Genomic DNA, 25,784 nt, shown 5'->3' with positions numbered 1-25,784 from the left:
TATGCGTGTAATTGTTTATGGCAGCTTAAGACAAAAGCAAGGAAATCATCACTGGATGACTTATGCTCAATTGTTAGGCGAGCACAAGCTAGAAGGCTATGAACTGTATGATCTTGGATTTTATCCCGCTGTGGTGAAAGGCGATGGAGCCATTGAGTGCGAAGTATACCGCATCAACCCATCGATTTTGACCGAGCTAGATGAGCTAAAGAAAAACTCCCTCGATTATGTAAGAGAGTTGATCCCAACGCCATATGGCAACGCTTGGATTTATCTGTATAAGCATTCGGTTGATGGCCTACGCCAAATTAAAAGCGGCGATTGGCTCAAACGTGATGAAGAAAAATAACCACACACTATTTTGTTGAGTGGACAATGTGCAAGTACGCCGGCAATATTGCCGGCGTTTTTATATTGAAAGGCATAAAAAAAGCTCTGGGGTTAGCCAGAGCCTTCAATAATATTTCCTGAAGGGGAAAATTATTTTTTCGCAGCGCGTTCGAAAGAGGCGATAATTTCCGCTTTAGCAGCTTCTGCGTTATCCCAACCATCAACTTTAACCCACTTACCTTTTTCTAAATCTTTGTAATGTTCAAAGAAGTGAGTGATTTGTGCTTTCAGTAACTCAGGGATATCGTTCACATCTTTAATGTGGTCGTATTCTTTGCTCAGTTTAGTGTGTGGAACAGCCACTAATTTCGCATCTTCACCTGATTCATCGGTCATTTTCAGGACGCCAACTGGGCGACAACGAATAACAGAACCTGGTTGTAATGGGTATGGTGTTGGGACTAACACGTCAACTGGGTCGCCATCTAAAGACAGTGTGTTGTTGATGTAACCGTAGTTGCACGGATAGAACATTGCTGTTGACATGAAACGGTCTACGAACAGCGCGCCAGATTCTTTATCAACTTCGTATTTGATAGGATCTGCGTTAGCTGGAATTTCGATGATAACGTAGATATCTTCTGGCAGATCTTTACCTGCCGGTACATTGTTCAGGCCCATTTAAATGTATCCTTTGTGTGAATAATGAATTTACCCGTTTACTATTAACGTACTGATTAAATAGTGTTAGTTATCGATTTTCAAGTCGTTCACATTTTCGGGTAGATAGCGTGGGGGACATTATAGCCGCAAAAAGGGGCAAAACTCACTAGTTGGCGAAAAAAAGGGACAAAAAAGGCGGGGGATCCCGCCTGAGCATTAGTGAATTAGATTATTCAGCGTCTGGGAATTCACGCATGAATGATTCAGCTTTTTCTACCATGGATTCAGTTCCGACGAAGAACGGAGCACGTTGGTGTAATTCACTTGGGATAATATCTAAAATACGGTTCGCACCATCGCTTGCTTTACCGCCAGCTTGTTCAGCCAAGAACGCAATTGGATTGCACTCATACAGTAGGCGCAGTTTTCCATTTGGGTGACTTGCTGTGCTTGGGTAGATATAGATACCCCCTTTGAGCAAATTACGGTGGAAGTCTGCCACTAAAGAGCCAATATAGCGTGTGGTATAAGGGCGGTTAGTTGCTTTATCTTCTTCTTGGCAGTATTTAATGTACTTTTTAACACCCATAGGGAACTTGATATAGTTACCTTCGTTAATGGAGTACATTTTGCCTTCCGATGGGAACATGACTTTCTCATGAGATAAGCAGAACACGCCTAATGATGGGTCGTAAGTAAACGCATGCACACCAACTCCCGTGGTATAAACCAACATGGTTGATGAACCGTAAACAACGTAACCCGCAGCAACTTGGCGGTTACCTGGTTGCAGGAAGTCTGCTTCAGTTACAGGTTGCCCAATTGGTGTAATACGGTGGTAAATTGAGAAAATTGTCCCGACGGAAACGTTTACATCGATATTCGAAGAACCATCAAGTGGGTCCATTAATACGACATATTTTGCGTTTTCTGCACGGTCTCCTTCGAAAATGACAATTTCGTCTTCTTCTTCAGAGGCGATACCAGCGACTTCTCCGCGTGCTTTTAGGGCCGCTTTCAGTTTTTCGTTTGCATACAGGTCAAGCTTCATCTGGACTTCACCTTGAATATTCGAAACACCATTAGTGCCAAGAATATCGACGAGTCCAGCTTTGTTAATATCACGGTGGATAATTTTAGCGCCCAGTTTAATTGCTGACAGCAGTGACGTCAGCTCACCTGTTGCATGAGGAAAATCTTGTTGCTTTTCGACGATGAATTCGCCTAATGTTTTCATGACGAAGGTCCTGAATAAAATTGACAAAGGTTTTGCGGGACGATTATACCCCGCGCGGGGGAGAGTTTAACTAAATAAAAAAAAGATTAATAGGTTAATGCATTTATAAACCTGTTATTGATGGGTAGAATAGTGACAAACCTCATGCTAATTGGATGAAAAAGAATGCACATACATATTTTAGGTATATGCGGTACCTTTATGGGAAGTTTAGCAATATTGGCGCGATCTTTAGGCCATAAAGTGACGGGATCAGATGCAAATGTTTATCCACCAATGAGCACATTGCTTGAAAATCAAGGCATTGAGCTTATTCAAGGTTATGATCCAGCTCAGCTCGAACCGATCCCAGATATGGTGGTGATTGGCAATGCCATGACGCGTGGTAACCCGTGTGTTGAAGCCGTATTAGAACGAGGTTTACCTTATACTTCAGGCCCTCAATGGTTACATGACCATGTATTACCTGAGCGTTGGGTACTTGCTGTGGCGGGAACTCATGGTAAAACCACGACAGCAGGAATGTTAGCGTGGATCTTAGAAGACTGCGGTTATAAGCCAGGTTTCTTAATTGGTGGTGTGCCAGGTAATTTTGATGTGTCCGCTAAACTTGGCGAAAGCCCATTTTTTGTGATTGAAGCCGATGAATATGATTGTGCTTTCTTCGATAAACGCTCAAAATTTGTGCATTACAGCCCAAAAACCTTGGTTTTGAATAACCTTGAGTTTGACCATGCGGATATTTTCGACAATCTCGAAGCGATCCAAAAACAATTTCATCACCTTGTTCGTATCGTCCCTGCCAGTGGAAAAATCTTTACTCCAGACAATGACAATCATTTAAAACAAGTGATTGGCATGGGGTGTTGGAGTGAGCAAGAGCTGGTGGGCGGTGAACATGGCGAATGGCAAGCGGTGAAGCTAAACCACGATGGTAGCCACTTTGAAGTGTATTTTCAGCAAGAAAAAGTGGGCGAAGTCTCTTGGTCACAAGTGGGTAACCACAATATCCAAAATGGTTTGATGGCAATTGCTGCGGCTCACCATGTTGGTGTACCTGCTAAAGAAGCTTGTATTGCATTGGGTAAATTTATCAATGCACGTCGCCGCCTTGAGTTGCGAGGTGTGGAAAATGGCGTAAGTGTTTATGACGACTTTGCGCATCATCCAACTGCGATTTTGGCAACACTCGAAGCGTTGCGTAGCAAGGTGGGGGGGACTTCACGCATTATTGCCGTGTTAGAACCACGCTCGAATACCATGAAAATGGGTGTGAATAAAAATGATATCGCTCCCGCTTTAGGTCGTGCTGATGAAGTCTTTTTATTTCAACCGACTAATATCCCGTGGATGGTGACGGACATTGCCGAAAAATGCGTACAACCTGCTCGTTGGAGTGCGGATATTGATGCACTGACAAATATGGTGATTGAGACAGCGCAGCCAGGTGACCATGTTCTCGTGATGAGCAACGGTGGCTTTGAAGGCATCCATGGAAAATTGCTAGCAGGTTTAAAAGCCAAAGCAGAAACTGAAGTCGATGAGTAATCAAGCCTACTGATAATGGGTTAGATAGACCCCAGTATTCATTATGATCGCTGGGGTTTTTTTATCTCTAATGTATCGATTGGACATTGGTTTATCACCGAGCTTAATGTTGCAGGGTTATTCATTTCTTTTTTTAGGTTGCCCATATAGCAATCGAGTGAATCGGTAAAAAGGTGGAACAAACACCCGACAGCCACGGCTTTCAGTTTCCATGATGGCATAAACAGTAAAACAATATAGGCAATAGCGGCCCAGAGGGAATGAAGAGGGTGAAAGCCAATACCACAGCGGTCAGGATCAAAAATAGGGTCTGCAAGTAGGTGGTCTAAGTCGATAGCCATTGTCGCAATCATAATTAATGCGGCTAACTTCCAATTTTTTCGCCAAAATAGGTAGGCGAACAAAATTGGCATCAAAAAATGAAAGCCGTAATGTACAATATTGCGAAAAATTTCGAATAGCACGGTAAAGCCCCTAATCTTTGGCTTAAATAAAAAAGGGAAAGTCGATACTTTCCCCCTTAGTTTGACATCAAACGATTGATGCCAATTAGAGCTCTTGCTCGAATAACGCTAAAATCGCTTCATATAGCTCTTTCGTCGTAAAGTTATTAGCAGGTGTAGAGAAAATCGTATCATCCCCTGCAATGCTACCTAAAATACCTTCGGCTTTACCTAATGAGTCTAGTAAGCGAGCAATTAATTGAGCGGCGCCTGGGCTAGTTCTAATTACCACAACTGATGGGTTGTAATCGATATCCAAAACGAGGTTTTTCAATGGACTGGTGGCGGTTGGCACACCAGGCTCACTTGGCAGGCAATACACCATTTCCATTTTCGCATTACGGGTGCGAACAGCGCCAAACTTGGTGAGCATTCTGGAAATTTTAGATTGATTAATGTTTTCGTAGCCTTCTTCCTGCAAAGCCGTGACAATTTCAGCCTGAGAGCTAAATTTTTCTTCTTTGAGTAGGGCTTTAAAAGCCTTAACTAAGTCTTCTTGTTTAGACGGAGTGCGCATAATTAACCCATTCATCGGCATTAAACTAAGTTGTATTATCCGTAAAAGTGCATTTTTATGCAACAAAATTGCGTTATGATGATTTAATAATCAATGATAATAGAACTCTTTGGGTTTTATGCTATTCCGTTTTCAGCGTGAATGGTTTATTTATCTTAAATAGTCAGTATTAAACATTAGCATAATAGAGCAATGAATTTAGCTTATAAAAGTTGTAATTTTATTGTTAATAAAATGGTTTTTGTTTGAATAGTGAGCAGTAAATACAACTTATTGTGCGAAAAGCAATAGTGAGAAAAACTATTTGTTAAAAAAGTGCCCGTTATCTCATTAACAGATAAGGAATTTGTTTAGAATGATGGCAATTAGTCAACAAATTCTCTAGCGTTAAACTCTCTCTCTATCTGTTAAGAAATTGTTTTTTATACGTAATGTGTTGAGTGTATAAACAAATAAAGTGATATCTTTTTAAAGTACAAATTAAGGAGTTTCAGAATGAAAGTTGCAGTCCTAGGTGCAGCAGGTGGTATCGGTCAGGCTCTCGCCCTTCTTCTCAAAAACCAGCTTCCAGCCGGTTCAGAACTCTCCCTCTACGACATCGCACCGGTCACTCCAGGTGTTGCTGCTGACTTAAGCCACATCCCAACAGACGTTAAAGTGTCTGGTTTTGCTGGTGAAGATGCGAAACCTGCACTGAAAGGTGCGGATATTGTTCTTATCTCTGCGGGTGTTGCACGTAAACCAGGCATGGACCGTTCAGACCTGTTTAACATCAACGCAGGCATCGTTCGTAACCTTGTTCAACAAATCGCAGAAACTTGCCCGAAAGCATTAATTGGTATTATCACTAACCCAGTGAATACCACCGTTGCAATCGCTGCCGAAGTTCTGAAAAAAGCAGGTGTATACGATAAAAACCGTTTATTCGGTGTGACAACATTAGATATCATCCGTTCTAATACTTTTGTTGCGGAATTAAAAGGTAAAAACGTCAACGATATCGAAGTTCCAGTTATCGGTGGTCACTCTGGTGTGACTATTTTGCCTCTGTTATCACAAATTGAAGGCGTAAGCTTCTCTGATGACGAAATCGCAGCATTAACTAAACGTATCCAAAATGCAGGTACTGAAGTAGTTGAAGCGAAAGCGGGTGGCGGATCAGCGACACTGTCTATGGGCCAAGCAGCAGCACGTTTAGGTTTATCTTTAATTCGTGGTCTGCAAGGTGAAAGCAACGTGGTTGAGTGTGTTTACACTGAAGGCGAAGGCCAACATGCACGTTTCTTCGCACAGCCTGTTGTTTTAGGTAAAAACGGTATCGAAAAACACCTGCCAATTGGCAAATTAAGCGCATTTGAAGAAAAAGCGCTGAAAGACATGTTAGATGTCCTGAAAGCGGATATCGAGTTAGGTGAAAAATTCATTAATGGCTAATGCTAATTAATTTTTCCTAATCGAAAAGGTTGAGTCTCTTTTTATAGAACTCAACCTTTTTAGTTTCTACGCGACGACTACGAGGCATGCTGTCGCATCCAATGATCCCAATGTGGATCGGACGGTATTTTTTCCACTAAAAAATCAATGAATGTTCTGATTTTCGGTGAGTGTGTATGAGCAGGGTGATATAACGCATACAGTGCAAATGGTGTCGATTTTGGGTCGTAATCCAGCAAGACAGGGATCAACTCGCCATTTTCAATATAATTGCCTAACATATATGTGGGTAAGCAAACAATGCCCTGGTGGCAACGTGCAGCTTCTAATAAACCTAAGCTGCTATTCACCTCAATCATATTATTAATTTCCAAAGGATAAGCGCTACCATCTTTATCCGTCATTCGCCATGTGTCAGGAATATTTGGATTAATTAAGCAATTATGTGATGCAATATCGGCGGGAGACTGAGGAATACCATAACGCTCAAAATACGTCCGACTACCACAATATACCCAATTAATGTTGCAAATTTTCCGTAGCGCAAAATTCTCAGGTGGGTGGCTAGTAATACGTAACGCAATATCAAAATCCACTTCATTTAAATTAATTAGCTCATCATTAAGGTCAACGGATAAACTGACTTTGGGATTCGTTTCGCGGTATTCACTGTAGATTTGCATTAAATGGCAGACACCAAATGCAATGGAACAAGTGATCTTTAATTGCCCTTGAGCATGTTGGTAGAAGCTTGCGGTGTTGATCAGTGAATCATCAAGATCAGCCAATAAGTTTTGCGATCGTTGCAATAAATAGCGCCCTGCATCGGTCAAAATAAAATTTCGGGTTGTTCGTTTTAGCAAGACTACACCCAATTGATCTTCTAACTGTTGTAGCCCTCGGCTGACGGATGATGGCGTTACATTCAGCTTCTTCGCCGCTAGGCTAAAGCTATTACATTCGACAATTTTGATAAATAATTCCAAATGTCGAAAAATCGCGTAGCTGTCAATTTTTGCTTTGAACGCAAAAGTGTTTTTATTTATTAGCATTGTCCCGCCCTATCAAACTCATTTATTCCAGCATACTATAATTGTGAATTTATCGCAGTTTGCTCGAGCCACACCAGTATTAAAAAGCGGCGATAGTGAAAAATTAACGCCTACAAATAATGTTGTTCCTAACTTTTTTAATAATTAAATCTATAACGTTGAGGAATAGACTATGTCTAATAGTATTCAGGCAAGTGCAGGTAATCCGATTGATACCAAAAAGATCCCTTTTACAAAATATGATGTAGGTTGGGTAATTTTATGCATCGGGATGGCGATTGGCTCAGGAATTGTATTTATGCCTGTGCAAATTGGTATTAAAGGCATTTGGGTGTTTATTGCGGCAACCATGCTTTCTTATCCAGCCATTTATTGGTTACAAAATTTATATCTTAGAACGCTATCTGAATCTGAAGAATGTAATGATTATGCAAGTGTTATTACGCAATATTTGGGTAAAAACTGGGGGATAGCATTAGGGATAGCTTACTTCTTAATGTTATTGCACGGCATGTTTTCTTATTCATTAGCTGTGACCTTCGACAGCGCCTCGTATATTAAAACCTTTGGATTAACCGAAGGGTTATTATCTGACTCTATCTGGTATGGGTTGATTATTATTTCCGTATTAGTCGCGATAGCGGCGCAAGGAGAGAGGCTACTGTTTAAAGTATCAGGCCCAATGGTTATTGTGAAATTTGGGATTATTGTACTGCTTGGTGTTGTCATGGTGCCATATTGGAACTTTGCGAATATCACGGCCTTTCCTGATTTTCTGCCATTTATGCGAGATGTTTTCTTAACATTGCCATTCACATTGTTTTCTATTTTATTTGTGCAAATTTTGAGCCCAATGAATATTGCTTATCGTAAGTTAGAAAGCGATAAACGCATTGCGACTTACCGTGCAATACGGGCTAACCGCGTTGCTTATATTATTTTAGCTGTCGCCGTATTATTCTTTGCATTTTCGTTTACCTTTTCAATTAGCCATGAACAAGCGGTATCCGCTTTCGAGCAAAATATTTCTGCATTAGCGATTGCCGCGCAGGTGATACCAGGTGCTGTGGTGAAAGTGATGACGGCATTATTGAATATTTTTGCAATCTTAACAGCATTCTTAGGGATTTACTTGGGCTTCCAAGAAGCGATAAAAGGCATAGTGGTGAATATTCTCACTCGATTTATGCCTGAAGAGCGCATTAACCAAACAGTATTGCACTATGGCGTATGCTTAGGCGTGATTATCGCACTGTGGTTCTGGGTTTCAACACGATTCTCAATCCTGTTTTTTATGCAGTTAGGTGGTCCATTGTTTGGTATCGTTTCTTGTTTGATCCCATGTTATCTGGTTTACAAAGTCCCAGCACTGCACAAATTTAAAGGCCCAACAGTATGGTTTATCATTTTCTTTGGTGTGCTGTTGTGTCTGTCACCATTCTTTAAGTTTTTCGAATAAATAATGATGTTGATGAGAGGATCTCATGAAGAAAAAAGCAGTTTCTGAGTTTCATGTTGATACACAAGTGACCCAGCTTGGAAGAGACCCAGCGAAGCAATCAGGGTTCGTGAATGCCCCTGTTTATCGTGGTTCGACGGTGGTATTCCCAACGGTTGATGCCTTAATCAACGATAGAGCCGAATTTAACTACGGTACAGCGGGCACGCCAACCATTAAGCAACTTGAACAGGCGTGGTCTGTTCTCGCAGGGGCTGAGGGGACGGTGTTGTCACCATCAGGGTTAGGAGCGATAGTCCTAGCCTTGTTAACGACACTGAAATCGGGCGATCACCTATTGATGCCAGACAGTGTTTATCGGCCAACTCGTAAGTTTTGCCACGGGTTATTGGATAAAATGGGAATTGAGACCACTTATTACGATCCGATGATCGGCGCAGAGATTGAAACACTTGTGCGGCCAAATACCAGCACCATTTTTTTAGAGTCTCCAGGTTCTCAAAGTTTTGAAATTCAAGATGTTCCTGCGATCGTTGATGTTGCGAAAAGGCATAATATTGCCACCATCATCGATAACACATGGGCAACACCTTTGTTTTTTAAAGCGCATGAGCTGGGCTGTGATATTTCACTCGAAGCAGGAACAAAATATTTAGGTGGTCACTCTGATTTGCTGATGGGGATTGTGTCTGCAAATCAAGCATGGTGGCCAAAACTACGTGAAACTTATGACTACATGGCGATGTTGCCTGGAGCGGAAGACTGTTTTCTGGCTTTACGTGGTATGAGAACGTTGCCTATTCGCTTAAAAGAAGCCCAAGAAAGAGCGCTAAATATTGCCCACTGGTTACAGCAACGCCCTGAAGTTATTCGAATTTTACACCCTGCATTTTCTGATTGTCCTGGCCATGAAATATGGAAAAGGGACTTTACAGGGTCATCGGGGTTATTTTCCATCGTGTTAGACCCGAAATACACCCAGACTGATATTGCGAATATGTTAGACGGGTTATCTATTTTTGGCATGGGCTATTCATGGGGTGGCTTTGAAAGCTTAATTATCCCGTTTAATTGCGCTGAATACCGTACAGTCACACATTGGGAGCCAGGTGGCCCAACACTGCGACTTCAGATTGGTTTAGAAAATCTGGATGATTTAAAGCAGGATCTGTCTGACGGTTTTGCGCGTATGAAATAATATTTTCTTTATTGAGTAATGATAAAAAGATAAAGCCGTGGATAAACAAAGTTATTATTCACGGCCTTATAATTATTTTCATTCGATTTTAATCTTCCGTTGGTATTTTTTCTCTTACTTTCCTTTCTAATAAATTACCTGTTATCGGGTCGTAATATCGGCTTGGCCAGATTTCAGATGGGTGAATTCCTAAAAAATTGGCAATAATCCATTCTCCTTTAGGCCATGGACGTGAAAGAGCATTTGCGAGGGTTGAAGAGCTCAGCCCTGCTTCACGTGAAATAGCAGCAAGTGTCGTTCCACGCTTACGTAATGCTGCGATGATGTCTGCTGGGTGCCAGTCTGACTTCCGTAAAATCATTTTTTAGTCCTTTTTTCATTCAGAATCATGTAGAGTTAATGGTACGAGTAACGGGATATTGTGATACATTCAATACAATCTCCCTGTTATTGGAAATAAAATAACAGAAATTTTCCAAAATAATTTCTGGTTTTTTCTAAAAATTCTATTTTATGAAACTATCGTGGTTTTTGTGAAATTAAATGGAAAGTCAGAATTAATAACTGTGAATTAAGATAAAACTTTGAAAATAAAACTAACTCTTTCGAGTTAGTATTGGGAATGGCGTATTTACTGCTACTCGTTACTTGTATCGGTAATATATCTAAATTACTCAACAAAATTACTTAAATTATTAGCGAGTAAATTATTTAATTATCTGTTATTAAAAGAAATTAGAATGCAAATAACATATATGGTTTGTATATTATTATTTCCCGTTATTAATAAAATGAATGAGTTAACTGTTTTTAAGAAAGTATAGATAGTTTTCAGCAACTGAAAGTGCATTGTCATCAGGACTAGGAGGGTCAGTATGTACAAGGAATGGCTAACAGCAAAAGAGTTAGTTGGGTTGCAAGGGCTTCCAATGACGACTCAGGGTATTAATGCCATGGCTAGGCGTGAAAATTGGATTTGTCGCAAGAGGAAAGGTATCCAAGGAAAAGCGTTGGAATACCACATTAGCTCGATATCGATAGATATTTTTGAAGGTCAATTTGTTAGCGAAGCCTTGCCAAGCTATCAGGTAAAACGAAATGACAATTCGTTTATTTGGCAAGAAGCTTATAACCAACTATCTAATGATGAGCGTGAGGTGATCTTGGCATTCATTATACGGGAAGGGGCTTTAGCACTAATTGATTTAATTAATAAAAAGTCGTTTACAAATACTTAAGTTGTAAATAATTAATTATATAAAAATAATATTATATTCAGTCTAAATCTTTTTTAACAGATGACGATTCGGTAAAGCTGCAATAGCAGGTTTCATAATATAAGCGTGAAAGTGAAGATATGAAAAAATTGTGGTTCACTGCGAAAGAGCTCGCAGGGCTAGAAGGACTGCCAACCTCGCCACAGGGTGTTAACCTGATGGCAAGAAGAGAGGGCTGGAAACATCGACGAAAGCGAGGTGTCCAAGGTAAAGCTGTTGAATATTATATTGAAAGCCTACCAGGAGAGATCCAAGGCCAATTAAGCTTATGCGAGCCGTCAGTGCCTTATCAAAGCCAAAGAACAGATGCATTACAGATCTGGTCAGAAGCCTATTATCAACTGACAGAGACAGAACGTAATAAAATCGTAAAATACATTTTGCGTTATGGTCTATCTTCACTACTTGCACAGATAGCTGAAGACGAAAAAGGGGAAAAATAATTTTCCCCTTTTCTTAAACAGCTTATAGCGAGTTTTAGGAATGACGTTGGATAGCGATGTGAGCAAGTCCAATTAAAGCTTCTTTATAAATAGAATCATCAATGACATTTAGCGCATTAATCGCTTTCTGTACTTCCTCTTGTGCACGAATATAAGTGTACTCAAGTGAGCCACAGCGCTTCATCGTTGCTAAAACGGTCTCTAACAAATGGCGGCCGTTACCTTGCTCTATCGCTTGGCGAATCAATGCTGATTCTTCTTCATTCCCATTTTGCATGGCGTGAAGAAGAGGAAGCGTGGGTTTACCTTCATCAAGGTCATCACCTGTATTTTTGCCTAACTGGGCGTTATTAGCATCGTAATCCAGTAAATCATCGATCAGCTGGAAGGCTGTGCCGATATAACGACCATAATCTTGTAATGCTTTTTCTTGCTCAGGTGTTGCATTCGCTAAAATAGCTGATGCATGAGCCGCCGCTTCAAACAAACGAGCAGTTTTACTGTAGATCACTTGCATATAGTTTTCTTCAGTAATATTCGGATCATTGCAGTTCATGAGTTGTAAAACTTCACCTTCTGCGATCACGTTAGTGGCTTCGGACATGAGTTTAAGGACTCGCATCGAGTCAAGATCCGTCATCATTTGGAAGGATCGTGTATAAATAAAGTCACCCACCAATACACTTGCAGCGTTACCAAACACGGCATTTGCGGTTTGTTTTCCACGACGCATGTCTGATTCATCAACAACATCATCATGTAATAATGTTGCAGTATGAATGAACTCGATCAATGCCGCGACTTGGGTATGTTTATGCCCCGCGTAGCCTAAGGATCTTCCTGCCAGTATCGCGATCATTGGGCGGATCCTTTTGCCTCCACCACTGACAATGTAATAACCAAGCTGGTTAATTAGTGCAACATCTGAATTCAATTGACTGAGAATGGCTTCGTTTACTGCTGACATATCCTCAGTTGTTAGTTCAATAATAGATTCTAAATTCATCGTAATTTATTCATATTATTAGTTTTTGGTTCATTCCCTGAATAACAAAATGGGAGACCGAATAGAACATTTATACCATTAGCATAACATTATTAATAATAAGATTATCAGGTGTGATGCAAAAAATGTTTAAATAAGTAACAATTTGAGTAATTAGTACCAAATCAGCACTAAAAAGAGGTTGTTGAGAAAAAAGTCGCATTTTTTGTCATCTAACCGCATTATTGGCTTGTGTTCTGATGCTTTTTTGCGTAGAATTCGCGCCCTATTGTGAATATTTTATAGCGTGCTCTGGAATTGAAATATTTAGCGAGTACGCGGAAAGCGGAGTTAATATGTACGCGGTTTTCCAAAGTGGTGGTAAACAACACCGAGTTAGCGAAGGTCAAACTGTCCGCCTAGAAAAGCTGGACATCGCAACAGGTGAAACTGTTGAATTTGATCAAGTTTTAATGGTTGCTAATGGCGATGAGATCCAAATCGGCGCTCCTGTCGTTGAAGGCGTTAAAGTGAAAGCGGAAGTGGTTGCACACGGTCGTGGCGAGAAAGTAAAAATCGTCAAATTCCGTCGTCGTAAACATAGCCGTAAACAACAGGGTCATCGTCAGTGGTTCACTGATGTTAAGATCACTGTCATCGCTTAAGATTTAGGAGAGCAGATTAATGGCACACAAAAAGGCTGGTGGTTCGACTCGTAACGGTCGTGACTCAGAAGCAAAACGTTTAGGTGTTAAGCGTTTTGGTGGTGAAGCTGTATTAGCAGGTAGCATCATCGTTCGTCAACGTGGTACTAAGTTCCACGCAGGTAACAACGTAGGTTGTGGCCGTGACCACACTCTGTTCGCATTAGCGGATGGTAAAGTGAAATTTGAAGTTAAAGGTCCTAACAATCGTAAATTTATCAGCATCGAAGCTGAATAAGTTTTCTGATCTTTAATTCAGACTTAAAGCCCTGCAAAACTTTTTGCGGGGCTTTTTATATTCAGATATTTGATCTTTAATGAACTACACACATATTAAAGATACACCATCTCTGAGTAGAACAGCCATCCAGCGTTATGCGGCTCAGAAGCGGAGAGAGAATTATGAAATTTGTAGATGAAGCCAAAATATTGGTCGTGGCAGGAGATGGTGGCAATGGTTGTGTCAGCTTCCGCCGTGAAAAATATATCCCGAAAGGGGGACCAGACGGTGGTGACGGTGGCGATGGTGGGGACGTTTACTTACAAGCAGACGAAAACCTCAACACGTTAATCGATTACCGGTTTGAAAAATCATTCCGTGCAGAGCGTGGTCAAAATGGCCAAAGCCGTGAATGTACAGGTAAACGTGGTCAAGATATCACAGTGAAGGTGCCCGTCGGTACGCGTGTACGCGATCTTGGCACTAATGAAATACTTTGTGATATGACGCGCCATGAACAGCGCCACATGGTCGCTAAGGGCGGTTTCCATGGTCTTGGGAATACTCGCTTTAAATCATCAGTAAACCGCGCTCCACGCCAACGTACTATGGGTACAAAAGGTGAGACTCGCGAAATACTGTTAGAATTGATGCTGTTAGCAGATGTTGGAATGTTGGGAATGCCTAATGCAGGTAAATCCACCTTCATTCGTTCTGTCTCCGCGGCAAAACCAAAAGTGGCAGACTATCCGTTTACCACATTAGTACCAAGCCTAGGCGTGGTGCGTATGGACAACGAACAAAGCTTCGTTGTGGCGGATATTCCTGGGTTGATCGAAGGTGCTGCGGAAGGTGCAGGTCTTGGGATCCAATTTCTAAAACATTTAGAACGTTGCCGCGTCTTGCTGCACCTGATCGACATTTGCCCGATCGATGAGTCTGATCCTGTTGAAAATGCGCAGATCATCATCAGCGAATTAGAAAAATATAGTGAAAAATTGGCAGCGAAGCCACGTTGGTTAGTCTTCAATAAGATTGATATCTTAGGCGAAGAAGAATCCGCAACGCGTGCAGCCGAAATTGCCAAAGCAATGGGCTGGGAAGATAAATTCTACATGATTTCAGCGGTTAACCATGAAGGTGTGAAAGCACTGTGCTGGGATATCATGGAGTTTATGAATACTCAGCCACGTGATATGGCAACGACTGAAGACGTACAGCAACCAGAAAAAGTTGAATTTATGTGGGATGATTACCACAAAGAGCAGCTTTCAGGTGCTGAAGACGTTGACGATGACTGGGATGATGATTGGGATGAAGATGACGACGAAGGTGTCGAAATCATTTACCAAAAATAATTTATCTTAGAAATACAAAAAGGCGCAAAAGCGCCTTTTTTAATGAATGAAACTTATCAATTAGTTGTTTTTATACAGGTCTTTATATAACCGACTTTCGAAACGAACTAAGGGTACTCGGCGGCTACGTTGTTGGCTTTGTGGAACCGCATAAGCAGAGATAAACTGTACAAATGCAACGCGTTGCCCGCTCGCGGTGGTAATAAAGCCTGCGAGGTTATACACCCCTTGTAATGCCCCTGTTTTCGCTGAAACTTTTCCATTTACGCCTGCTTCGTCGAAGCCACCGCGGTAGCGCAATGTGCCATCATGACCTGCAAGGGGAAGCATGGAAATGAAATCAAGCTGTTGATCATTTTTGGCTATAAACTGAAGGATCTCCATCATCGTTGCTGGCGTGATCAAGTTGTGGCGAGAAAGCCCGGATCCATCCACCATTACGGTATTACCAAGATCGATCCCCGCTTTTTGTTTCAGCACTTGCCGGACAGCATCGGATCCTGATCGCCATGTACCTGGAACGCCATAATATTCACGACCAATCGTCCGAAAAACAGTATCGGCGATCATATTGTCAGATTTTTTCAGCATCACCTTGAGCAAATCATGAAGTGGCTTAGATTCTGTTTTAACCAGCACTTGTGACTGCGTGGTTGGCTGCGTGCGTTTTTTCACATTACCAGTCAGTTCAATACCCGCAGTTTTTAATTCATTTTTGACAATCGCCCCTGAATAGCTCGCCCCATTTTGTACGGCAAAAGCAAGGGGAAGTGGTTCACTACGTTGAGTCAGGCAGCCTGTTAGTGTGTAGCGGTTTAACTCCCCAGGTACGACGTCCAACTCACAGTAGCGCGCCTCAGGTGAGCCTTTAGCGAGCGTTTTGACCTCACTAAACATATTCACAGGGTAAAAATTGGCCGTTTTGATAAATGCCATATCGCCAGCACGCTCAGCAGGGTAAAGGGAAACAGAAAAACAGTTTCGGTCAATAATTGCGGCTGCAGGAGGAGCACTAAAACACTGAGTCATATCATTCCACACCCAGCCAGGTGCTTTATCGTGGCTAGCGAATGCAGAAATATCGACAATTAAGTCCCCGTCAACGTTGTGGATCCCAATTTGTTTCAATGCATTCGCCATATTGCGAATTTGTTGGCGGGTCAGTGTTGGGTCGCCACTAAAGCGAATGATTAAATCCCCCGACAATGTATTATTATTCAATTTGGCGCTGGTTTCGAAATTGGTGACAAAACGGTAATCAGGCCCTAATTGCAATAAGGCAGCGAGGGCAGTAACCACTTTTTGTGTACTTGCAGGGAGCGCCATTTGTTGTGCATTATAATCAATTAATGGGGTATTACTTCCCACTTTCTGCGCAACCAGAGCGAGGTTAGTGCCGTCTGGCAGGTGTTGCTTGTACTCATCAATGGGGATAGCAAGAACTTGACTACTGGCTAAGGTAATCCCGAAAGTGAGTATCCATTTTCTGGTTAAGTTAAGTAATGACATAGATTTCACGCATTAAAGTGGACATACTGCACATACTAAAGTGTAATGCCTTATAAAGTAAACGATGACCCGTTATTAAGTCTCAGTTAAAATAACGTACATTATGATAAGATAAATGAGTACATGAGTCTGATTGAGTTATTTACTTGGAGCCCCCTGATTTTCAGAGGTGCTCGGTGTACTGTTGTTACAAAATCAGGAAGATACTTGTTTTTAGATAGGATTGAAACCGAGGTATTTATTAATGAAACAGATCCCGATGACGGTATTTGGTGCGGACAAACTAAGAGAGGAACTTGAGTTCCTGAAATCTGTCCGCCGCCCAGAAATCATTGCGTCAATCGCTGAAGCGCGTGAACATGGCGATTTAAAAGAAAATGCGGAATATCATGCAGCTCGTGAGCAGCAAGGCTTTTGTGAAGGCCGTATTCAAGAAATCGAAGGGAAACTTTCACACGCACAAGTCATTGATGTGACCAAAATGGTCAACAATGGTCGTGTAATTTTCGGTGCAACAGTAACGGTATTGAATGTTGATACTGATGAAGAGCTGACGTATCGTATTGTGGGTGATGACGAAGCGGATATCAAAGTGAATTTAATTTCTGTTAACTCACCAATAGCGCGTGGTTTGGTTGGGAAAGAAGTCGATGACGTGGTCTCAATCAAAACTCCAGGCGGAGACGTTGAGTTCGAAATTCTTAAAGTTGAGTATATCTGATTCCTATTTCCCTGAATTAGCTATATTATTTCCCTGATTTAACGAAAAAGGCCGCAGGCGGCCTTTTTCTTCATATAAAACGTGCTTTCAATGGCATTTTTATATAAATGATGGGTTATTATTTAGGTAAAATGATTTTGCGATCTGCCGACGGGCGATAGATGACAAGAATTTTACCGATAATTTGTACATTTACTGCACCAGTTTCGCGAACAATCGCATCAGCGATCAAATTTTTAGTATCACGATCTTCGCCTGCGATTTTGACTTTGATAAGCTCATGATGTGCTAGTGAGATTTCAATCTCAGCCAAGACACCTTCGGTTAATCCGTTGTTGCCAATCATAACAACAGGGTTTAAGTGGTGAGCGAGACTTTTAAGGTGCTGAATTTGTTTTTTATTAAGATTCATCGATTTTTTGCTTGGTTAGTATTGAAAATGGCTTATTCTACCGCCATCTGATATCTATCACCATCAATTATATCTGTTCGATGGTAAAGAAGCAGCAATATCGTTGTAGATCTTTTAGTATAGTTGGAAAGCACAATGGCCAATAAAAAACGTTCGGCAAGCTCAAGTCGCTGGTTGCAAGAGCATTTTAGTGATAAATATGTTCAGCAAGCACAAAAGAAAGGGTTACGCTCACGTGCATGGTTTAAACTGGAGGAAATCCAGCAAGGTGATAAAATTTTTAAACCAGGTATGACCGTTGTTGATTTAGGTGCCGCCCCAGGGGGCTGGTCACAATACGTTGTTAGTCAAATAGGTCATAATGGTCGAGTGATTGCATGTGACTTATTACCGATGGACCCAATCGTTGGCGTGGATTTCCTACAAGGGGATTTTCGTGACGAAGCAGTGCTCGCCGCTTTGCTCGAACGAGTTGGCGACAAAAAAGTACAGGTGGTCATGTCTGACATGGCGCCAAATATGAGTGGGACACCGGCTGTTGATATTCCTCGCTCTATGTATCTGGTTGAATTAGCATTGGATATGTGCCGTGCAGTATTGGCACCTGGGGGAAGTTTCATTGTTAAAGTGTTTCAGGGAGAAGGCTTTGACGACTACCTTAGGGATATCCGTTCCCTGTTTACGAAAGTAAAAGTTCGTAAACCTGAATCTTCGCGGGCTCGATCGCGTGAAGTATACATTGTAGCGACAGGACTAAAACTATAGTACCCTGAGCGTTATTTGTTAACACAGTTGTAATATGAGGTTAATCCCTTGAGTGACATGGCGAAAAACCTGATTCTCTGGTTAGTCATCGCAGTTGTTCTGATGTCCTTGTTCCAGAGTTTTGGCCCAAGCGATTCGAATAGTCGCAGAGTTGATTATTCTACGTTTATCAATGAGTTAGCCCAGGATCAGGTACGTGAAGTTCGTATCACAGGTCGTGAATTGAACGTCAGAAAGGCTGATAATAGCCGCTATACAACTTATCTTCCTATGCAGGACGAGAAGCTGTTAGACACCATGCTGAATAAGCATGTGACTGTCGTTGGTGAACCACCAGAAGAACCTAGCTTACTGACATCTATTTTCATTTCCTGGTTCCCAATGCTTCTGTTGATTGGTGTCTGGATTTTCTTTATGCGCCAAATGCAAGGCGGCGGCGGCAAAGGGGCAATGTCATTCGGCAAAAGTAAAGCCCGTATGCTGACAGAAGATCAGATCAAAACAACATTTGCAGACGTTGCTGGGTGTGACGAAGCCAAAGAAGAAGTGGGTGAGATAGTTGAGTTCCTGCGTGAACCTGCTCGCTTCCAAAAACTGGGTGGTAAAATTCCTAAAGGCGTCCTGATGGTAGGTCCTCCAGGTACAGGTAAAACCTTACTTGCGAAAGCTATCGCAGGCGAAGCAAAAGTGCCATTCTTCACTATTTCGGGGTCCGATTTCGTCGAAATGTTCGTGGGTGTGGGTGCTTCTCGTGTTCGTGATATGTTCGAACAAGCGAAAAAAGCAGCGCCTTGTATCATCTTTATTGATGAAATCGATGCCGTGGGTCGTCAACGTGGTGCCGGTTTAGGTGGTGGTCACGATGAGCGTGAGCAAACCCTGAACCAGATGCTGGTTGAGATGGATGGCTTCGAAGGTAACGAAGGGATCATTGTTATCGCGGCAACTAACCGTGCAGACGTTCTTGACCCTGCGTTATTACGTCCAGGTCGTTTTGACCGTCAAGTTGTGGTTGGTTTACCAGACGTACGTGGCCGTGAACAAATTCTGAAAGTGCATATGCGTCGTGTGCCTATCGACCCAAGCGTAGACACATTCATTCTTGCGCGTGCAACACCCGGTTTCTCTGGTGCTGAATTAGCAAACTTGGTTAACGAAGCAGCCCTGTTTGCGGCTCGTGCAAATATGCGTGTCGTTTCCATGGTTGAATTTGAAAAAGCGCGTGACAAAATTTGGATGGGTGCAGAGCGTCGTTCTCTGATGATGACCGAAGAGCAAAAAGAATCAACGGCTTACCACGAAGGTGGCCATATGATTATCGGTCATTTGATGCCAGAACATGACCCTGTTCATAAAGTGACTATCGTTCCACGTGGTCAAGCGTTAGGTGTGGCATTCTTCTTACCAGAAGGTGATGAAGTTAGCCGTAGCCGCTTGAAACTCGAAGGTATGATTGCAACAGCTTATGCAGGTCGTATTGCAGAAGAACTGATTTACGGTCGTGAAAAAGTCACCACAGGTGCTTCTTCCGATATTCAGTTTGCCACCAATACAGCACGTAACATGGTCACGCAGTGGGGCTTCTCAGACCGTTTAGGCCCAATGCAATACTCGAAAGAAGAAGGTCCTGCATTCTTAGGTCGTTCTTCTGGTAATGGTTCAGGAATTTCTGATGAAACAGCGCGTATTGTCGATGAAGAAATCAAGAAAATTTTAGACCACTGTTACCAATTGGCATACAAAACATTGGAAGACAATATTGATATTCTGCATGCAACGAAAGATGCATTACTGAAATATGAAACTATCGATATGCCAATGATTGATGATTTAATGAATCGTCGTCCAGTACGTGAACCTGCGGGTTGGGATGAGGACAAAAAAGTCAGCAATGTGACGGGAACATTTGGTAAAGGTCCATCAAATGTTGAGAAAACAGCTGAAAAACCTCAATCTGAAGAACCACAGAACAGTGCTGAAGAGCCAAGCAATAGTTCTGGTGAATCAAACCCATCAGATAATAACGATAACAAGCCACAATAAGCTGTCGTTAAAATAAATCATAAAGCCCCAGTTCGCTGGGGTTTTTTTCGTTAAGGAAAAATAAATATGCATATCAAAGCCAGAGGCCGCCTCCTTGACTTATCTACCCCGCAAGTGATGGGGATTTTGAATGTTACTCCTGATTCGTTTTCAGATGGTGGCAATCATAATCTTTATCATGATGCGCTAGAGCATGTTGCTAAAATGGTACAAGAAGGTGCAACGATTATTGATATCGGTGGCGAATCAACACGCCCAGGTGCCGCTGAGGTATCAGTGAATGAAGAATTAGACCGTGTTGTTCCTGTTGTGGAAGCCATCGCTAAGCAGTTTGATGTGTGGATTTCGGTTGATACTTCAAAAGCGCAAGTCATGGCTGAAGCAGCAAAAGCAGGTATGCATATCATTAATGATATTCGTTCACTTCATGAACCAGACGCATTGCGCGTGGCGGCGCAAACGGGGCTGCCCGTGTGCATTATGCATATGCAAGGTCAGCCAAGAACGATGCAAGAAGCACCTAATTATGAAAATGTGGTACATGAAGTGCAAACCTATCTCGAAGGCGAAATTGCCCGTTGTATGGCCGCGGGAATTGAGCGGCAGCAAATAATCCTTGATCCAGGCTTTGGATTTGGGAAGAACTTGTCGCATAATTACCAATTATTGGCAAACTTAGAACAATTTCATAATTTCGGACTACCGCTATTGGCAGGGATGTCACGTAAATCTATGATTGGACAATTATTGAATGTTCCACCGCAAGAACGCCTCGCGGGTAGTCTTTCTTGTGCAGTGATTGCAGCAATGCAAGGCGCTCATATCATTCGTGTTCATGATGTGAAAGAAACCGTACAAGCGATGCAAGTGGTACAGATGACTCTGTCAGAAAAGGAAAAATAAGCGTATGAGCTCTCGTAAATATTTTGGTACTGATGGTATTCGTGGCAAAGTGGGTGACAGCCCAATTACCCCTGATTTTGTTTTAAAATTAGGTTGGGCTGCAGGAAAAGTGTTAGCTCGTCACGGTTCACGTAAGATTATCATCGGTAAAGATACGCGTATTTCTGGCTATATGTTGGAGTCTTCCTTAGAAGCAGGTTTAGCTGCTGCGGGTTTATCGGCCTCTTTTACGGGCCCAATGCCAACCCCTGCTGTTGCTTATTTGACTCGTACTTTCCGCGCTGAAGCGGGGATTGTTATTTCGGCTTCTCATAACCCTTATTATGATAATGGTATTAAATTTTTCTCTATTGATGGGACAAAACTTCCTGATGAAGTAGAGGAAGCTATTGAAGCTGAAATGGAAAAACCGATTACTTGTGTTGAATCCGCCGAATTAGGCCGTGCAAACCGTATTGTGGATGCGGCGGGGCGTTACATCGAATTCTGTAAAGGGACGTTCCCGAACGAACAAAGTCTCTCTAGCTTAAAAATTGTCATCGACTGCGCAAATGGGGCGACTTACCATATTGCACCAAACGTATTTCGCGAATTAGGTGCCGAAGTTATCACGATTGGTTGCGATCCAAACGGTATCAATATCAACGAAGAATGTGGTGCAACGGATGTTCGCCAGTTACAGCAAAAAGTATTAGAAGAAAAAGCCCATGTTGGCTTAGCATTTGATGGTGATGGTGACCGTATCATCATGGTCGATCATCTTGGCGAAAAAGTCGATGGCGACCAAATTCTGTATATTATTGCACGTGAAGCACTGCGCCAAGGTCAATTAAAAGGCGGTGTTGTTGGTACATTGATGAGTAATATGGGGTTAGAAATCGCCCTGAAACAGCTTGGCATTCCATTTGAACGTGCAAAAGTGGGTGACCGCTATGTACTGGAAAAATTACAGGAAAAAGGCTGGCGCATGGGGGCTGAAAACTCAGGCCACGTGATTTTGCTGGATAAAACGACCACCGGTGACGGGATCGTTGCGGGTTTACAGGTGCTGAGCGCCATGGTTCGCAACCATATGAGCCTTCACGATTTGTGCAGCGGTATGAAATTATTGCCACAGGTGTTAGTCAACGTACGCTTTAAAGGTAAGCACGATCCTTTGCAAAGTGATGTCGTGGTTGCTGCTAACGAAGAAGTTGAAAAACAATTGGCAGGCAAAGGCCGTGTATTGCTGAGAAAGTCAGGAACTGAGCCGTTAATTCGCGTCATGGTTGAAGGCGAAAATGAAGCTGATGTCACTGCGATGGCAAATCGTATTGCTGATGCGGTAAAAGCGGCAGGTTAATTGCGGTTAAGTTGGGCTGAGCAATATTTCACTGATTTGTTGTTTTTTTCTGCAAATAAGCAAATGAGCTCAAAATAGACTTGCTTGTCGGCTCAGCTTTGGTTAGTATTCGCACCTGCTCAATCCTGTAAGGGCTTTCCTTTATCGCAGTGAATGAGTAGGTGTGCAGTAATAGAGGTCATAGCAAAGGCTATGCACCGCAACTGAATAGGTAACTCAAATGTACGTAGCTCTTTTAATTATCCTCTTGATAGCAGCTATCAGCCTGATTAGTCTGATTATGTTACAGCAAGGTAAAGGTGCTGACATGGGTGCATCATTCGGTGCGGGCGCTTCTGCAACACTGTTTGGTTCATCGGGTTCAGGTAACTTCATGACCCGTATGACTGGAATCTTGGCTGCTGTGTTTTTCATCATCAGTTTAATACTTGGCAACATGACTGCGAATAAGTATGGAACTGGTAGTGGTAGTAAGTGGGAAAACATTAGTGAACCTACAAAAGTCGAGCAACCAACAGACGTTCCGGCAGCACCAGCTACACCAACGAGCGACATTCCTCGTTAAGTGTTAAAGATTCCGAATGAAGGCGGTTATGCCATCATTAAGCAGTAAACTCAGAAATGAGTAAGAAGTTAAAAATTTGAGGTTATTGATGTCCCATTGGTAACCTCGCCTCAGTGCCGAGGTGGTGAAATTGGTATACACGCTACCTTGAGGTGGTAGTGCCTACAAAACGGGCGTACGGGTTCAAGTCCCGTCCTCGGCACCATTATTTTAGATAGCTTGTGATTTACAGGTTATCTGTGTAGAATATGTCACGTTTTCGAACGCGGGATGGAGCAGCTTGGTAGCTCGTCGGGCTCATAACCCGAAGGTCGTTGGTTCAAATCCAGCTCCCGCAACCATTTCTTATTTAACATACCTTGTTAGTATCATAGTCAATAACAGTTATCCGATGTGGTCATCATGCAGTAATCAGGTTTATTATCAAACCTAGCGCTCAAATTTCTCATCGATTTCTCTAGACTTTAAAGGTATAATAAGAACATGGTGAACCCGTGCACTACAGGGTCCAGTTACAAAAGCCCCGAATTTCGGGGTTTTTTGTTATTTGACAATCGAATTAACTGGGCTATATGCCCTTTTTTTATGTCTGGGGGTGGGCTTGTCCACATTAGAACAGAAATTAACAGAGATGATTTCAGCACCGGTGGAGGCACTAGGCTTTGAATTTGTTGGCTTAGAGTTTGTCCGTGGTCGCACATCGACACTGCGTGTCTTCATCGATAGTGAAGAAGGCATCACTGTTGATGATTGTGCTGATGTCAGCCATCAGGTGAGCGCGGTATTGGACGTCGAAGACCCAATTTCCGTGATTTATAACCTGGAAATATCGTCACCAGGGCTTGAACGCCCATTATTCACCGTTGCTCACTATGAGCGCTTTATCGGTGAAGAGGTTGCTCTGGCTTTACGTATAGCGATGCAGAACCGCCGTAGATGGCAAGGTATTATCAAATCCGTAGACGGTGAAATGATTACGGTTACTGTAGATGGTAAGGATGAGGTGTTCGCCCTCGGCAACATCCAGAAAGCTAACTTGGTACCCCACTTTTAATAAAGTTCAATGAGGCAACTAGGATGAATAAAGAAATTCTGGCTGTTGTAGAAGCGGTTTCTAACGAAAAATCCCTCCCTCGTGAAAAAATCTTCGAGGCTCTGGAAACTGCATTAGCGACGGCGACCAAAAAGAAATACGAGCAAGAAATCGATGTCCGTGTTGAAATTGACCGTAAATCAGGTGATTTCGACACTTTCCGTCGTTGGTTAATTGTTGAAGAAGTGACAATGCCAACGCGCGAAATCACGTTAGAAGCAGCACAATTTGAAGATCCAGAACTGCAATTAGGCGGTTATGTTGAAGATCAAATTGAATCTGTTGTGTTCGACCGTATTACGACGCAAACAGCAAAACAAGTTATCGTACAGAAAGTACGTGAAGCAGAACGTGCGATGGTTGTTGACCAATTCCGTGAGCATCAAGGTGAAATCATTACTGCTCAAGTGAAAAAAGTTAACCGTGAAAACATCACATTAGACTTAGGTAACAATGCTGAAGCGGTTATTTTGCGTGAAGATATGTTGCCACGTGAAAACTTCCGTCCAGGTGACCGCATCCGCGGAGTCCTGTATGATGTACGTCCTGAAGCTCGTGGCGCACAACTTTTCGTTACGCGTTCTCGCCCTGAAATGCTGGTTGAATTATTCCGTATTGAAGTGCCAGAAATTGGCGAAGAAATTATTGAAATTAAAGCTGCCGCGCGTGATCCAGGTTCTCGTGCCAAAATCGCAGTAAAAACCAACGATAAGCGTATTGACCCAGTGGGTGCTTGTGTTGGTATGCGTGGTGCGCGAGTTCAAGCCGTTTCAAGTGAATTAGGCGGCGAGAGAATTGATATTGTGTTATGGGACGATAACCCAGCTCAATTCGTTATTAATGCAATGGCTCCGGCTGATGTTGCATCTATCGTAGTCGATGAAGACAAATGTACGATGGATGTTGCCGTAGAAAGCAGCAACTTAGCTCAAGCAATCGGACGTAACGGACAAAACGTACGTTTAGCCGCTCAGTTACTGAAAAAACACCGTGGTGATGACAAATGGGAACTCAACGTCATGACCGCAGAAGAGCTGCAAGCAAAACATCAGGCAGAAGCACACGCTTCTATTGACACATTCACCAAGCATCTTGATATTGATGAAGAGTTCGCCACTGCACTTGTTGAAGAAGGCTTCTCGACGTTAGAAGAACTGGCTTACGTGCCTATTAATGAACTTCTGGAAATTGACGGTCTTGATGAAGATACCGTTGAAGTTCTACGTGAAAGAGCGAAAGCGGCCCTCACCACCATTGAATTGGCTCAAAAAGAGAGCCTCGGTGATAATCAGCCAGCAGAAGAATTGTTGAATCTTGAAGGTATGGATCGTACTCTGGCCTATAATTTGGCAACTCGTGGTATCTGTACACTGGAAGATCTTGCTGAGCAGGGCATCGACGACCTGATTGATATTGAAGGTCTGGATAATGAGAAAGCAGGTACGCTCATTATGGCCGCACGTAATATTTGCTGGTTCGGTAACGATGCGTAAACACTGTAGC

27 protein-coding genes and 2 tRNA genes are annotated in these 25,784 nt (G+C 42.4%); 20 read left to right on the top strand and 9 right to left on the bottom strand.

From position 1 onward, the window contains the following. The first annotated feature begins 1 nt into the window (after position 1). Positions 2-349, top strand: a complete 348-nt coding sequence (locus KDJ85_RS16535; protein WP_225820576.1) for a gamma-glutamylcyclotransferase family protein — start codon at positions 2-4, stop codon at positions 347-349. Positions 350-480: 131 nt separating this feature from the next. Here KDJ85_RS16535 and ppa read toward each other — a convergent pair whose 3' ends face one another. Then, complete coding sequence (gene ppa / locus KDJ85_RS16530) at positions 481-1,011, bottom strand: inorganic diphosphatase (protein ID WP_206083201.1); 531 nt, start codon at positions 1,009-1,011, stop codon at positions 481-483. A gap of 211 nt (positions 1,012-1,222) precedes the next feature. Next, positions 1,223-2,230 carry a class 1 fructose-bisphosphatase gene (fbp, locus tag KDJ85_RS16525; protein ID WP_047756321.1) on the bottom strand — a complete coding sequence of 336 codons (1,008 nt, stop codon included), beginning with the start codon at positions 2,228-2,230 and terminating at the stop codon, positions 1,223-1,225. Between the two features lie 165 nt (positions 2,231-2,395). Here fbp and mpl point away from each other — a divergent pair, with 165 nt between their 5' ends. Continuing rightward, entirely contained in the window at positions 2,396-3,778 is a 1,383-nt protein-coding gene (mpl, locus tag KDJ85_RS16520) for a UDP-N-acetylmuramate:L-alanyl-gamma-D-glutamyl-meso-diaminopimelate ligase (protein WP_225820575.1), read from the top strand. Positions 3,779-3,819: 41 nt separating this feature from the next. Here mpl and KDJ85_RS16515 read toward each other — a convergent pair whose 3' ends face one another. Both KDJ85_RS16515 and argR read right to left on the bottom strand, forming a co-directional pair. Then, positions 3,820-4,242: a DUF6122 family protein gene (locus KDJ85_RS16515; protein ID WP_225820574.1), complete on the bottom strand. Its 423-nt coding sequence runs from the start codon at positions 4,240-4,242 to the stop codon at positions 3,820-3,822. An 85-nt stretch (positions 4,243-4,327) separates the two neighbouring features. After that, positions 4,328-4,798 (bottom strand): transcriptional regulator ArgR, encoded by a 471-nt coding sequence (argR, locus tag KDJ85_RS16510; protein WP_225820573.1) that lies wholly within the window; start codon positions 4,796-4,798, stop codon positions 4,328-4,330. A gap of 495 nt (positions 4,799-5,293) precedes the next feature. Between argR and mdh the strand changes: the two genes are divergently transcribed. Then, positions 5,294-6,232: a malate dehydrogenase gene (gene mdh, locus KDJ85_RS16505; RefSeq protein WP_225820572.1), complete on the top strand. Its 939-nt coding sequence runs from the start codon at positions 5,294-5,296 to the stop codon at positions 6,230-6,232. Between the two features lie 77 nt (positions 6,233-6,309). Here mdh and KDJ85_RS16500 read toward each other — a convergent pair whose 3' ends face one another. Continuing rightward, positions 6,310-7,284, bottom strand: a complete 975-nt coding sequence (locus KDJ85_RS16500) for a LysR family transcriptional regulator (RefSeq protein WP_225820571.1) — start codon at positions 7,282-7,284, stop codon at positions 6,310-6,312. 172 nt (positions 7,285-7,456) lie between these two features. Between KDJ85_RS16500 and KDJ85_RS16495 the strand changes: the two genes are divergently transcribed. Both KDJ85_RS16495 and metC read left to right on the top strand, forming a co-directional pair. After that, the gene (locus tag KDJ85_RS16495; protein WP_206083209.1) at positions 7,457-8,743 is read left to right on the top strand and encodes an amino acid permease; all 1,287 of its coding nucleotides are present in this window, start codon (positions 7,457-7,459) and stop codon (positions 8,741-8,743) included. Between the two features lie 25 nt (positions 8,744-8,768). Further along, positions 8,769-9,941: a cystathionine beta-lyase gene (metC, locus tag KDJ85_RS16490; RefSeq protein ID WP_225820570.1), complete on the top strand. Its 1,173-nt coding sequence runs from the start codon at positions 8,769-8,771 to the stop codon at positions 9,939-9,941. Between the two features lie 88 nt (positions 9,942-10,029). Here metC and KDJ85_RS16485 read toward each other — a convergent pair whose 3' ends face one another. Next, entirely contained in the window at positions 10,030-10,302 is a 273-nt protein-coding gene (locus KDJ85_RS16485) for a helix-turn-helix domain-containing protein (protein ID WP_225820569.1), read from the bottom strand. Between the two features lie 514 nt (positions 10,303-10,816). Here KDJ85_RS16485 and KDJ85_RS16480 point away from each other — a divergent pair. Next, positions 10,817-11,179 (top strand): DNA-binding protein, encoded by a 363-nt coding sequence (locus KDJ85_RS16480; protein ID WP_225820568.1) that lies wholly within the window; start codon positions 10,817-10,819, stop codon positions 11,177-11,179. A gap of 119 nt (positions 11,180-11,298) precedes the next feature. Beyond that, positions 11,299-11,661 (top strand): DNA-binding protein, encoded by a 363-nt coding sequence (locus tag KDJ85_RS16475; protein WP_206083217.1) that lies wholly within the window; start codon positions 11,299-11,301, stop codon positions 11,659-11,661. Positions 11,662-11,695: 34 nt separating this feature from the next. On the opposite strand, the gene ispB is transcribed toward KDJ85_RS16475, so the two are convergent. Next, positions 11,696-12,667, bottom strand: a complete 972-nt coding sequence (gene ispB / locus KDJ85_RS16470; protein ID WP_225820567.1) for an octaprenyl diphosphate synthase — start codon at positions 12,665-12,667, stop codon at positions 11,696-11,698. 335 nt (positions 12,668-13,002) lie between these two features. Between ispB and rplU the strand changes: the two genes are divergently transcribed. From rplU to cgtA, 3 genes are all read left to right on the top strand, one after another. Next, the gene (rplU, locus tag KDJ85_RS16465) at positions 13,003-13,311 is read left to right on the top strand and encodes a 50S ribosomal protein L21 (RefSeq protein WP_004905925.1); all 309 of its coding nucleotides are present in this window, start codon (positions 13,003-13,005) and stop codon (positions 13,309-13,311) included. Positions 13,312-13,330: 19 nt separating this feature from the next. Continuing rightward, a complete protein-coding gene (gene rpmA / locus KDJ85_RS16460) occupies positions 13,331-13,588 on the top strand; it encodes a 50S ribosomal protein L27 (RefSeq protein WP_004905922.1) in 258 nt (85 codons plus the stop codon). Between the two features lie 164 nt (positions 13,589-13,752). Further along, positions 13,753-14,928 (top strand): Obg family GTPase CgtA, encoded by a 1,176-nt coding sequence (cgtA, locus tag KDJ85_RS16455; protein WP_225820566.1) that lies wholly within the window; start codon positions 13,753-13,755, stop codon positions 14,926-14,928. A gap of 60 nt (positions 14,929-14,988) precedes the next feature. Here the strand turns inward: cgtA and dacB are convergent, their stop codons facing one another. Then, complete coding sequence (gene dacB, locus KDJ85_RS16450) at positions 14,989-16,437, bottom strand: serine-type D-Ala-D-Ala carboxypeptidase (RefSeq protein ID WP_225820565.1); 1,449 nt, start codon at positions 16,435-16,437, stop codon at positions 14,989-14,991. Positions 16,438-16,681: 244 nt separating this feature from the next. Here dacB and greA point away from each other — a divergent pair, with 244 nt between their 5' ends. Further along, entirely contained in the window at positions 16,682-17,158 is a 477-nt protein-coding gene (gene greA / locus KDJ85_RS16445; RefSeq protein WP_206083224.1) for a transcription elongation factor GreA, read from the top strand. A gap of 118 nt (positions 17,159-17,276) precedes the next feature. Here the strand turns inward: greA and yhbY are convergent, their stop codons facing one another. After that, on the bottom strand, positions 17,277-17,570 hold the full coding sequence (gene yhbY / locus KDJ85_RS16440; RefSeq protein WP_047755891.1) for a ribosome assembly RNA-binding protein YhbY: 294 nt from the start codon (positions 17,568-17,570) through the stop codon (positions 17,277-17,279). A gap of 135 nt (positions 17,571-17,705) precedes the next feature. Here yhbY and rlmE point away from each other — a divergent pair, with 135 nt between their 5' ends. From rlmE to nusA, 9 genes are all read left to right on the top strand, one after another. Beyond that, positions 17,706-18,335, top strand: coding sequence for a 23S rRNA (uridine(2552)-2'-O)-methyltransferase RlmE (rlmE, locus tag KDJ85_RS16435; protein WP_004905912.1), 630 nt, complete (start codon positions 17,706-17,708; stop codon positions 18,333-18,335). 57 nt (positions 18,336-18,392) lie between these two features. Beyond that, on the top strand, positions 18,393-20,378 hold the full coding sequence (gene ftsH / locus KDJ85_RS16430) for an ATP-dependent zinc metalloprotease FtsH (protein ID WP_225820624.1): 1,986 nt from the start codon (positions 18,393-18,395) through the stop codon (positions 20,376-20,378). A gap of 66 nt (positions 20,379-20,444) precedes the next feature. After that, positions 20,445-21,281, top strand: a complete 837-nt coding sequence (gene folP / locus KDJ85_RS16425; protein WP_225820564.1) for a dihydropteroate synthase — start codon at positions 20,445-20,447, stop codon at positions 21,279-21,281. Between the two features lie 4 nt (positions 21,282-21,285). After that, positions 21,286-22,623, top strand: a complete 1,338-nt coding sequence (gene glmM / locus KDJ85_RS16420; RefSeq protein WP_225820563.1) for a phosphoglucosamine mutase — start codon at positions 21,286-21,288, stop codon at positions 22,621-22,623. Between the two features lie 220 nt (positions 22,624-22,843). Then, positions 22,844-23,188 carry a preprotein translocase subunit SecG gene (gene secG, locus KDJ85_RS16415; protein WP_047755886.1) on the top strand — a complete coding sequence of 115 codons (345 nt, stop codon included), beginning with the start codon at positions 22,844-22,846 and terminating at the stop codon, positions 23,186-23,188. A gap of 115 nt (positions 23,189-23,303) precedes the next feature. Next, positions 23,304-23,393 (top strand) — tRNA-Leu (locus tag KDJ85_RS16410). Positions 23,394-23,452: 59 nt separating this feature from the next. Further along, positions 23,453-23,529 (top strand) — tRNA-Met (locus KDJ85_RS16405). A gap of 260 nt (positions 23,530-23,789) precedes the next feature. After that, positions 23,790-24,242: a ribosome maturation factor RimP gene (rimP, locus tag KDJ85_RS16400; RefSeq protein ID WP_206083228.1), complete on the top strand. Its 453-nt coding sequence runs from the start codon at positions 23,790-23,792 to the stop codon at positions 24,240-24,242. Between the two features lie 23 nt (positions 24,243-24,265). Beyond that, complete coding sequence (gene nusA / locus KDJ85_RS16395; RefSeq protein ID WP_225820562.1) at positions 24,266-25,774, top strand: transcription termination factor NusA; 1,509 nt, start codon at positions 24,266-24,268, stop codon at positions 25,772-25,774. Positions 25,775-25,784 lie beyond the last annotated feature (10 nt).

Origin of the sequence: Providencia vermicola, from assembly GCF_020381325.1 — a bacterium.
Classification (GTDB): domain Bacteria; phylum Pseudomonadota; class Gammaproteobacteria; order Enterobacterales; family Enterobacteriaceae; genus Providencia; species Providencia vermicola.
This window is presented reverse-complemented; position numbering and strand designations above follow the sequence as displayed.

Bases quoted from the DNA above. Each gene is read 5' to 3' on its own strand.
- folP (WP_225820564.1), top strand. From the start codon at position 20,445: ATGCATATCAAAGCCAGAGGCCGCCTCCTTGACTTATCTACCCCGCAA.
- cgtA (WP_225820566.1), top strand. From the start codon at position 13,753: ATGAAATTTGTAGATGAAGCCAAAATATTGGTCGTGGCAGGAGATGGT.
- ftsH (WP_225820624.1), top strand. From the start codon at position 18,393: ATGGCGAAAAACCTGATTCTCTGGTTAGTCATCGCAGTTGTTCTGATG.
- KDJ85_RS16535 (WP_225820576.1), top strand. From the start codon at position 2: ATGCGTGTAATTGTTTATGGCAGCTTAAGACAAAAGCAAGGAAATCAT.
- metC (WP_225820570.1), top strand. From the start codon at position 8,769: ATGAAGAAAAAAGCAGTTTCTGAGTTTCATGTTGATACACAAGTGACC.
- KDJ85_RS16500 (WP_225820571.1), bottom strand. From the start codon at position 7,284: ATGCTAATAAATAAAAACACTTTTGCGTTCAAAGCAAAAATTGACAGC.
- fbp (WP_047756321.1), bottom strand. From the start codon at position 2,230: ATGAAAACATTAGGCGAATTCATCGTCGAAAAGCAACAAGATTTTCCT.
- secG (WP_047755886.1), top strand. From the start codon at position 22,844: ATGTACGTAGCTCTTTTAATTATCCTCTTGATAGCAGCTATCAGCCTG.
- nusA (WP_225820562.1), top strand. From the start codon at position 24,266: ATGAATAAAGAAATTCTGGCTGTTGTAGAAGCGGTTTCTAACGAAAAA.
- dacB (WP_225820565.1), bottom strand. From the start codon at position 16,437: ATGTCATTACTTAACTTAACCAGAAAATGGATACTCACTTTCGGGATT.
- rpmA (WP_004905922.1), top strand. From the start codon at position 13,331: ATGGCACACAAAAAGGCTGGTGGTTCGACTCGTAACGGTCGTGACTCA.
- KDJ85_RS16485 (WP_225820569.1), bottom strand. From the start codon at position 10,302: ATGATTTTACGGAAGTCAGACTGGCACCCAGCAGACATCATCGCAGCA.
- rlmE (WP_004905912.1), top strand. From the start codon at position 17,706: ATGGCCAATAAAAAACGTTCGGCAAGCTCAAGTCGCTGGTTGCAAGAG.
- mpl (WP_225820575.1), top strand. From the start codon at position 2,396: ATGCACATACATATTTTAGGTATATGCGGTACCTTTATGGGAAGTTTA.
- KDJ85_RS16480 (WP_225820568.1), top strand. From the start codon at position 10,817: ATGTACAAGGAATGGCTAACAGCAAAAGAGTTAGTTGGGTTGCAAGGG.
- argR (WP_225820573.1), bottom strand. From the start codon at position 4,798: ATGCGCACTCCGTCTAAACAAGAAGACTTAGTTAAGGCTTTTAAAGCC.
- mdh (WP_225820572.1), top strand. From the start codon at position 5,294: ATGAAAGTTGCAGTCCTAGGTGCAGCAGGTGGTATCGGTCAGGCTCTC.
- ppa (WP_206083201.1), bottom strand. From the start codon at position 1,011: ATGGGCCTGAACAATGTACCGGCAGGTAAAGATCTGCCAGAAGATATC.
- yhbY (WP_047755891.1), bottom strand. From the start codon at position 17,570: ATGAATCTTAATAAAAAACAAATTCAGCACCTTAAAAGTCTCGCTCAC.
- rplU (WP_004905925.1), top strand. From the start codon at position 13,003: ATGTACGCGGTTTTCCAAAGTGGTGGTAAACAACACCGAGTTAGCGAA.
- glmM (WP_225820563.1), top strand. From the start codon at position 21,286: ATGAGCTCTCGTAAATATTTTGGTACTGATGGTATTCGTGGCAAAGTG.
- KDJ85_RS16475 (WP_206083217.1), top strand. From the start codon at position 11,299: ATGAAAAAATTGTGGTTCACTGCGAAAGAGCTCGCAGGGCTAGAAGGA.
- greA (WP_206083224.1), top strand. From the start codon at position 16,682: ATGAAACAGATCCCGATGACGGTATTTGGTGCGGACAAACTAAGAGAG.
- KDJ85_RS16495 (WP_206083209.1), top strand. From the start codon at position 7,457: ATGTCTAATAGTATTCAGGCAAGTGCAGGTAATCCGATTGATACCAAA.
- ispB (WP_225820567.1), bottom strand. From the start codon at position 12,667: ATGAATTTAGAATCTATTATTGAACTAACAACTGAGGATATGTCAGCA.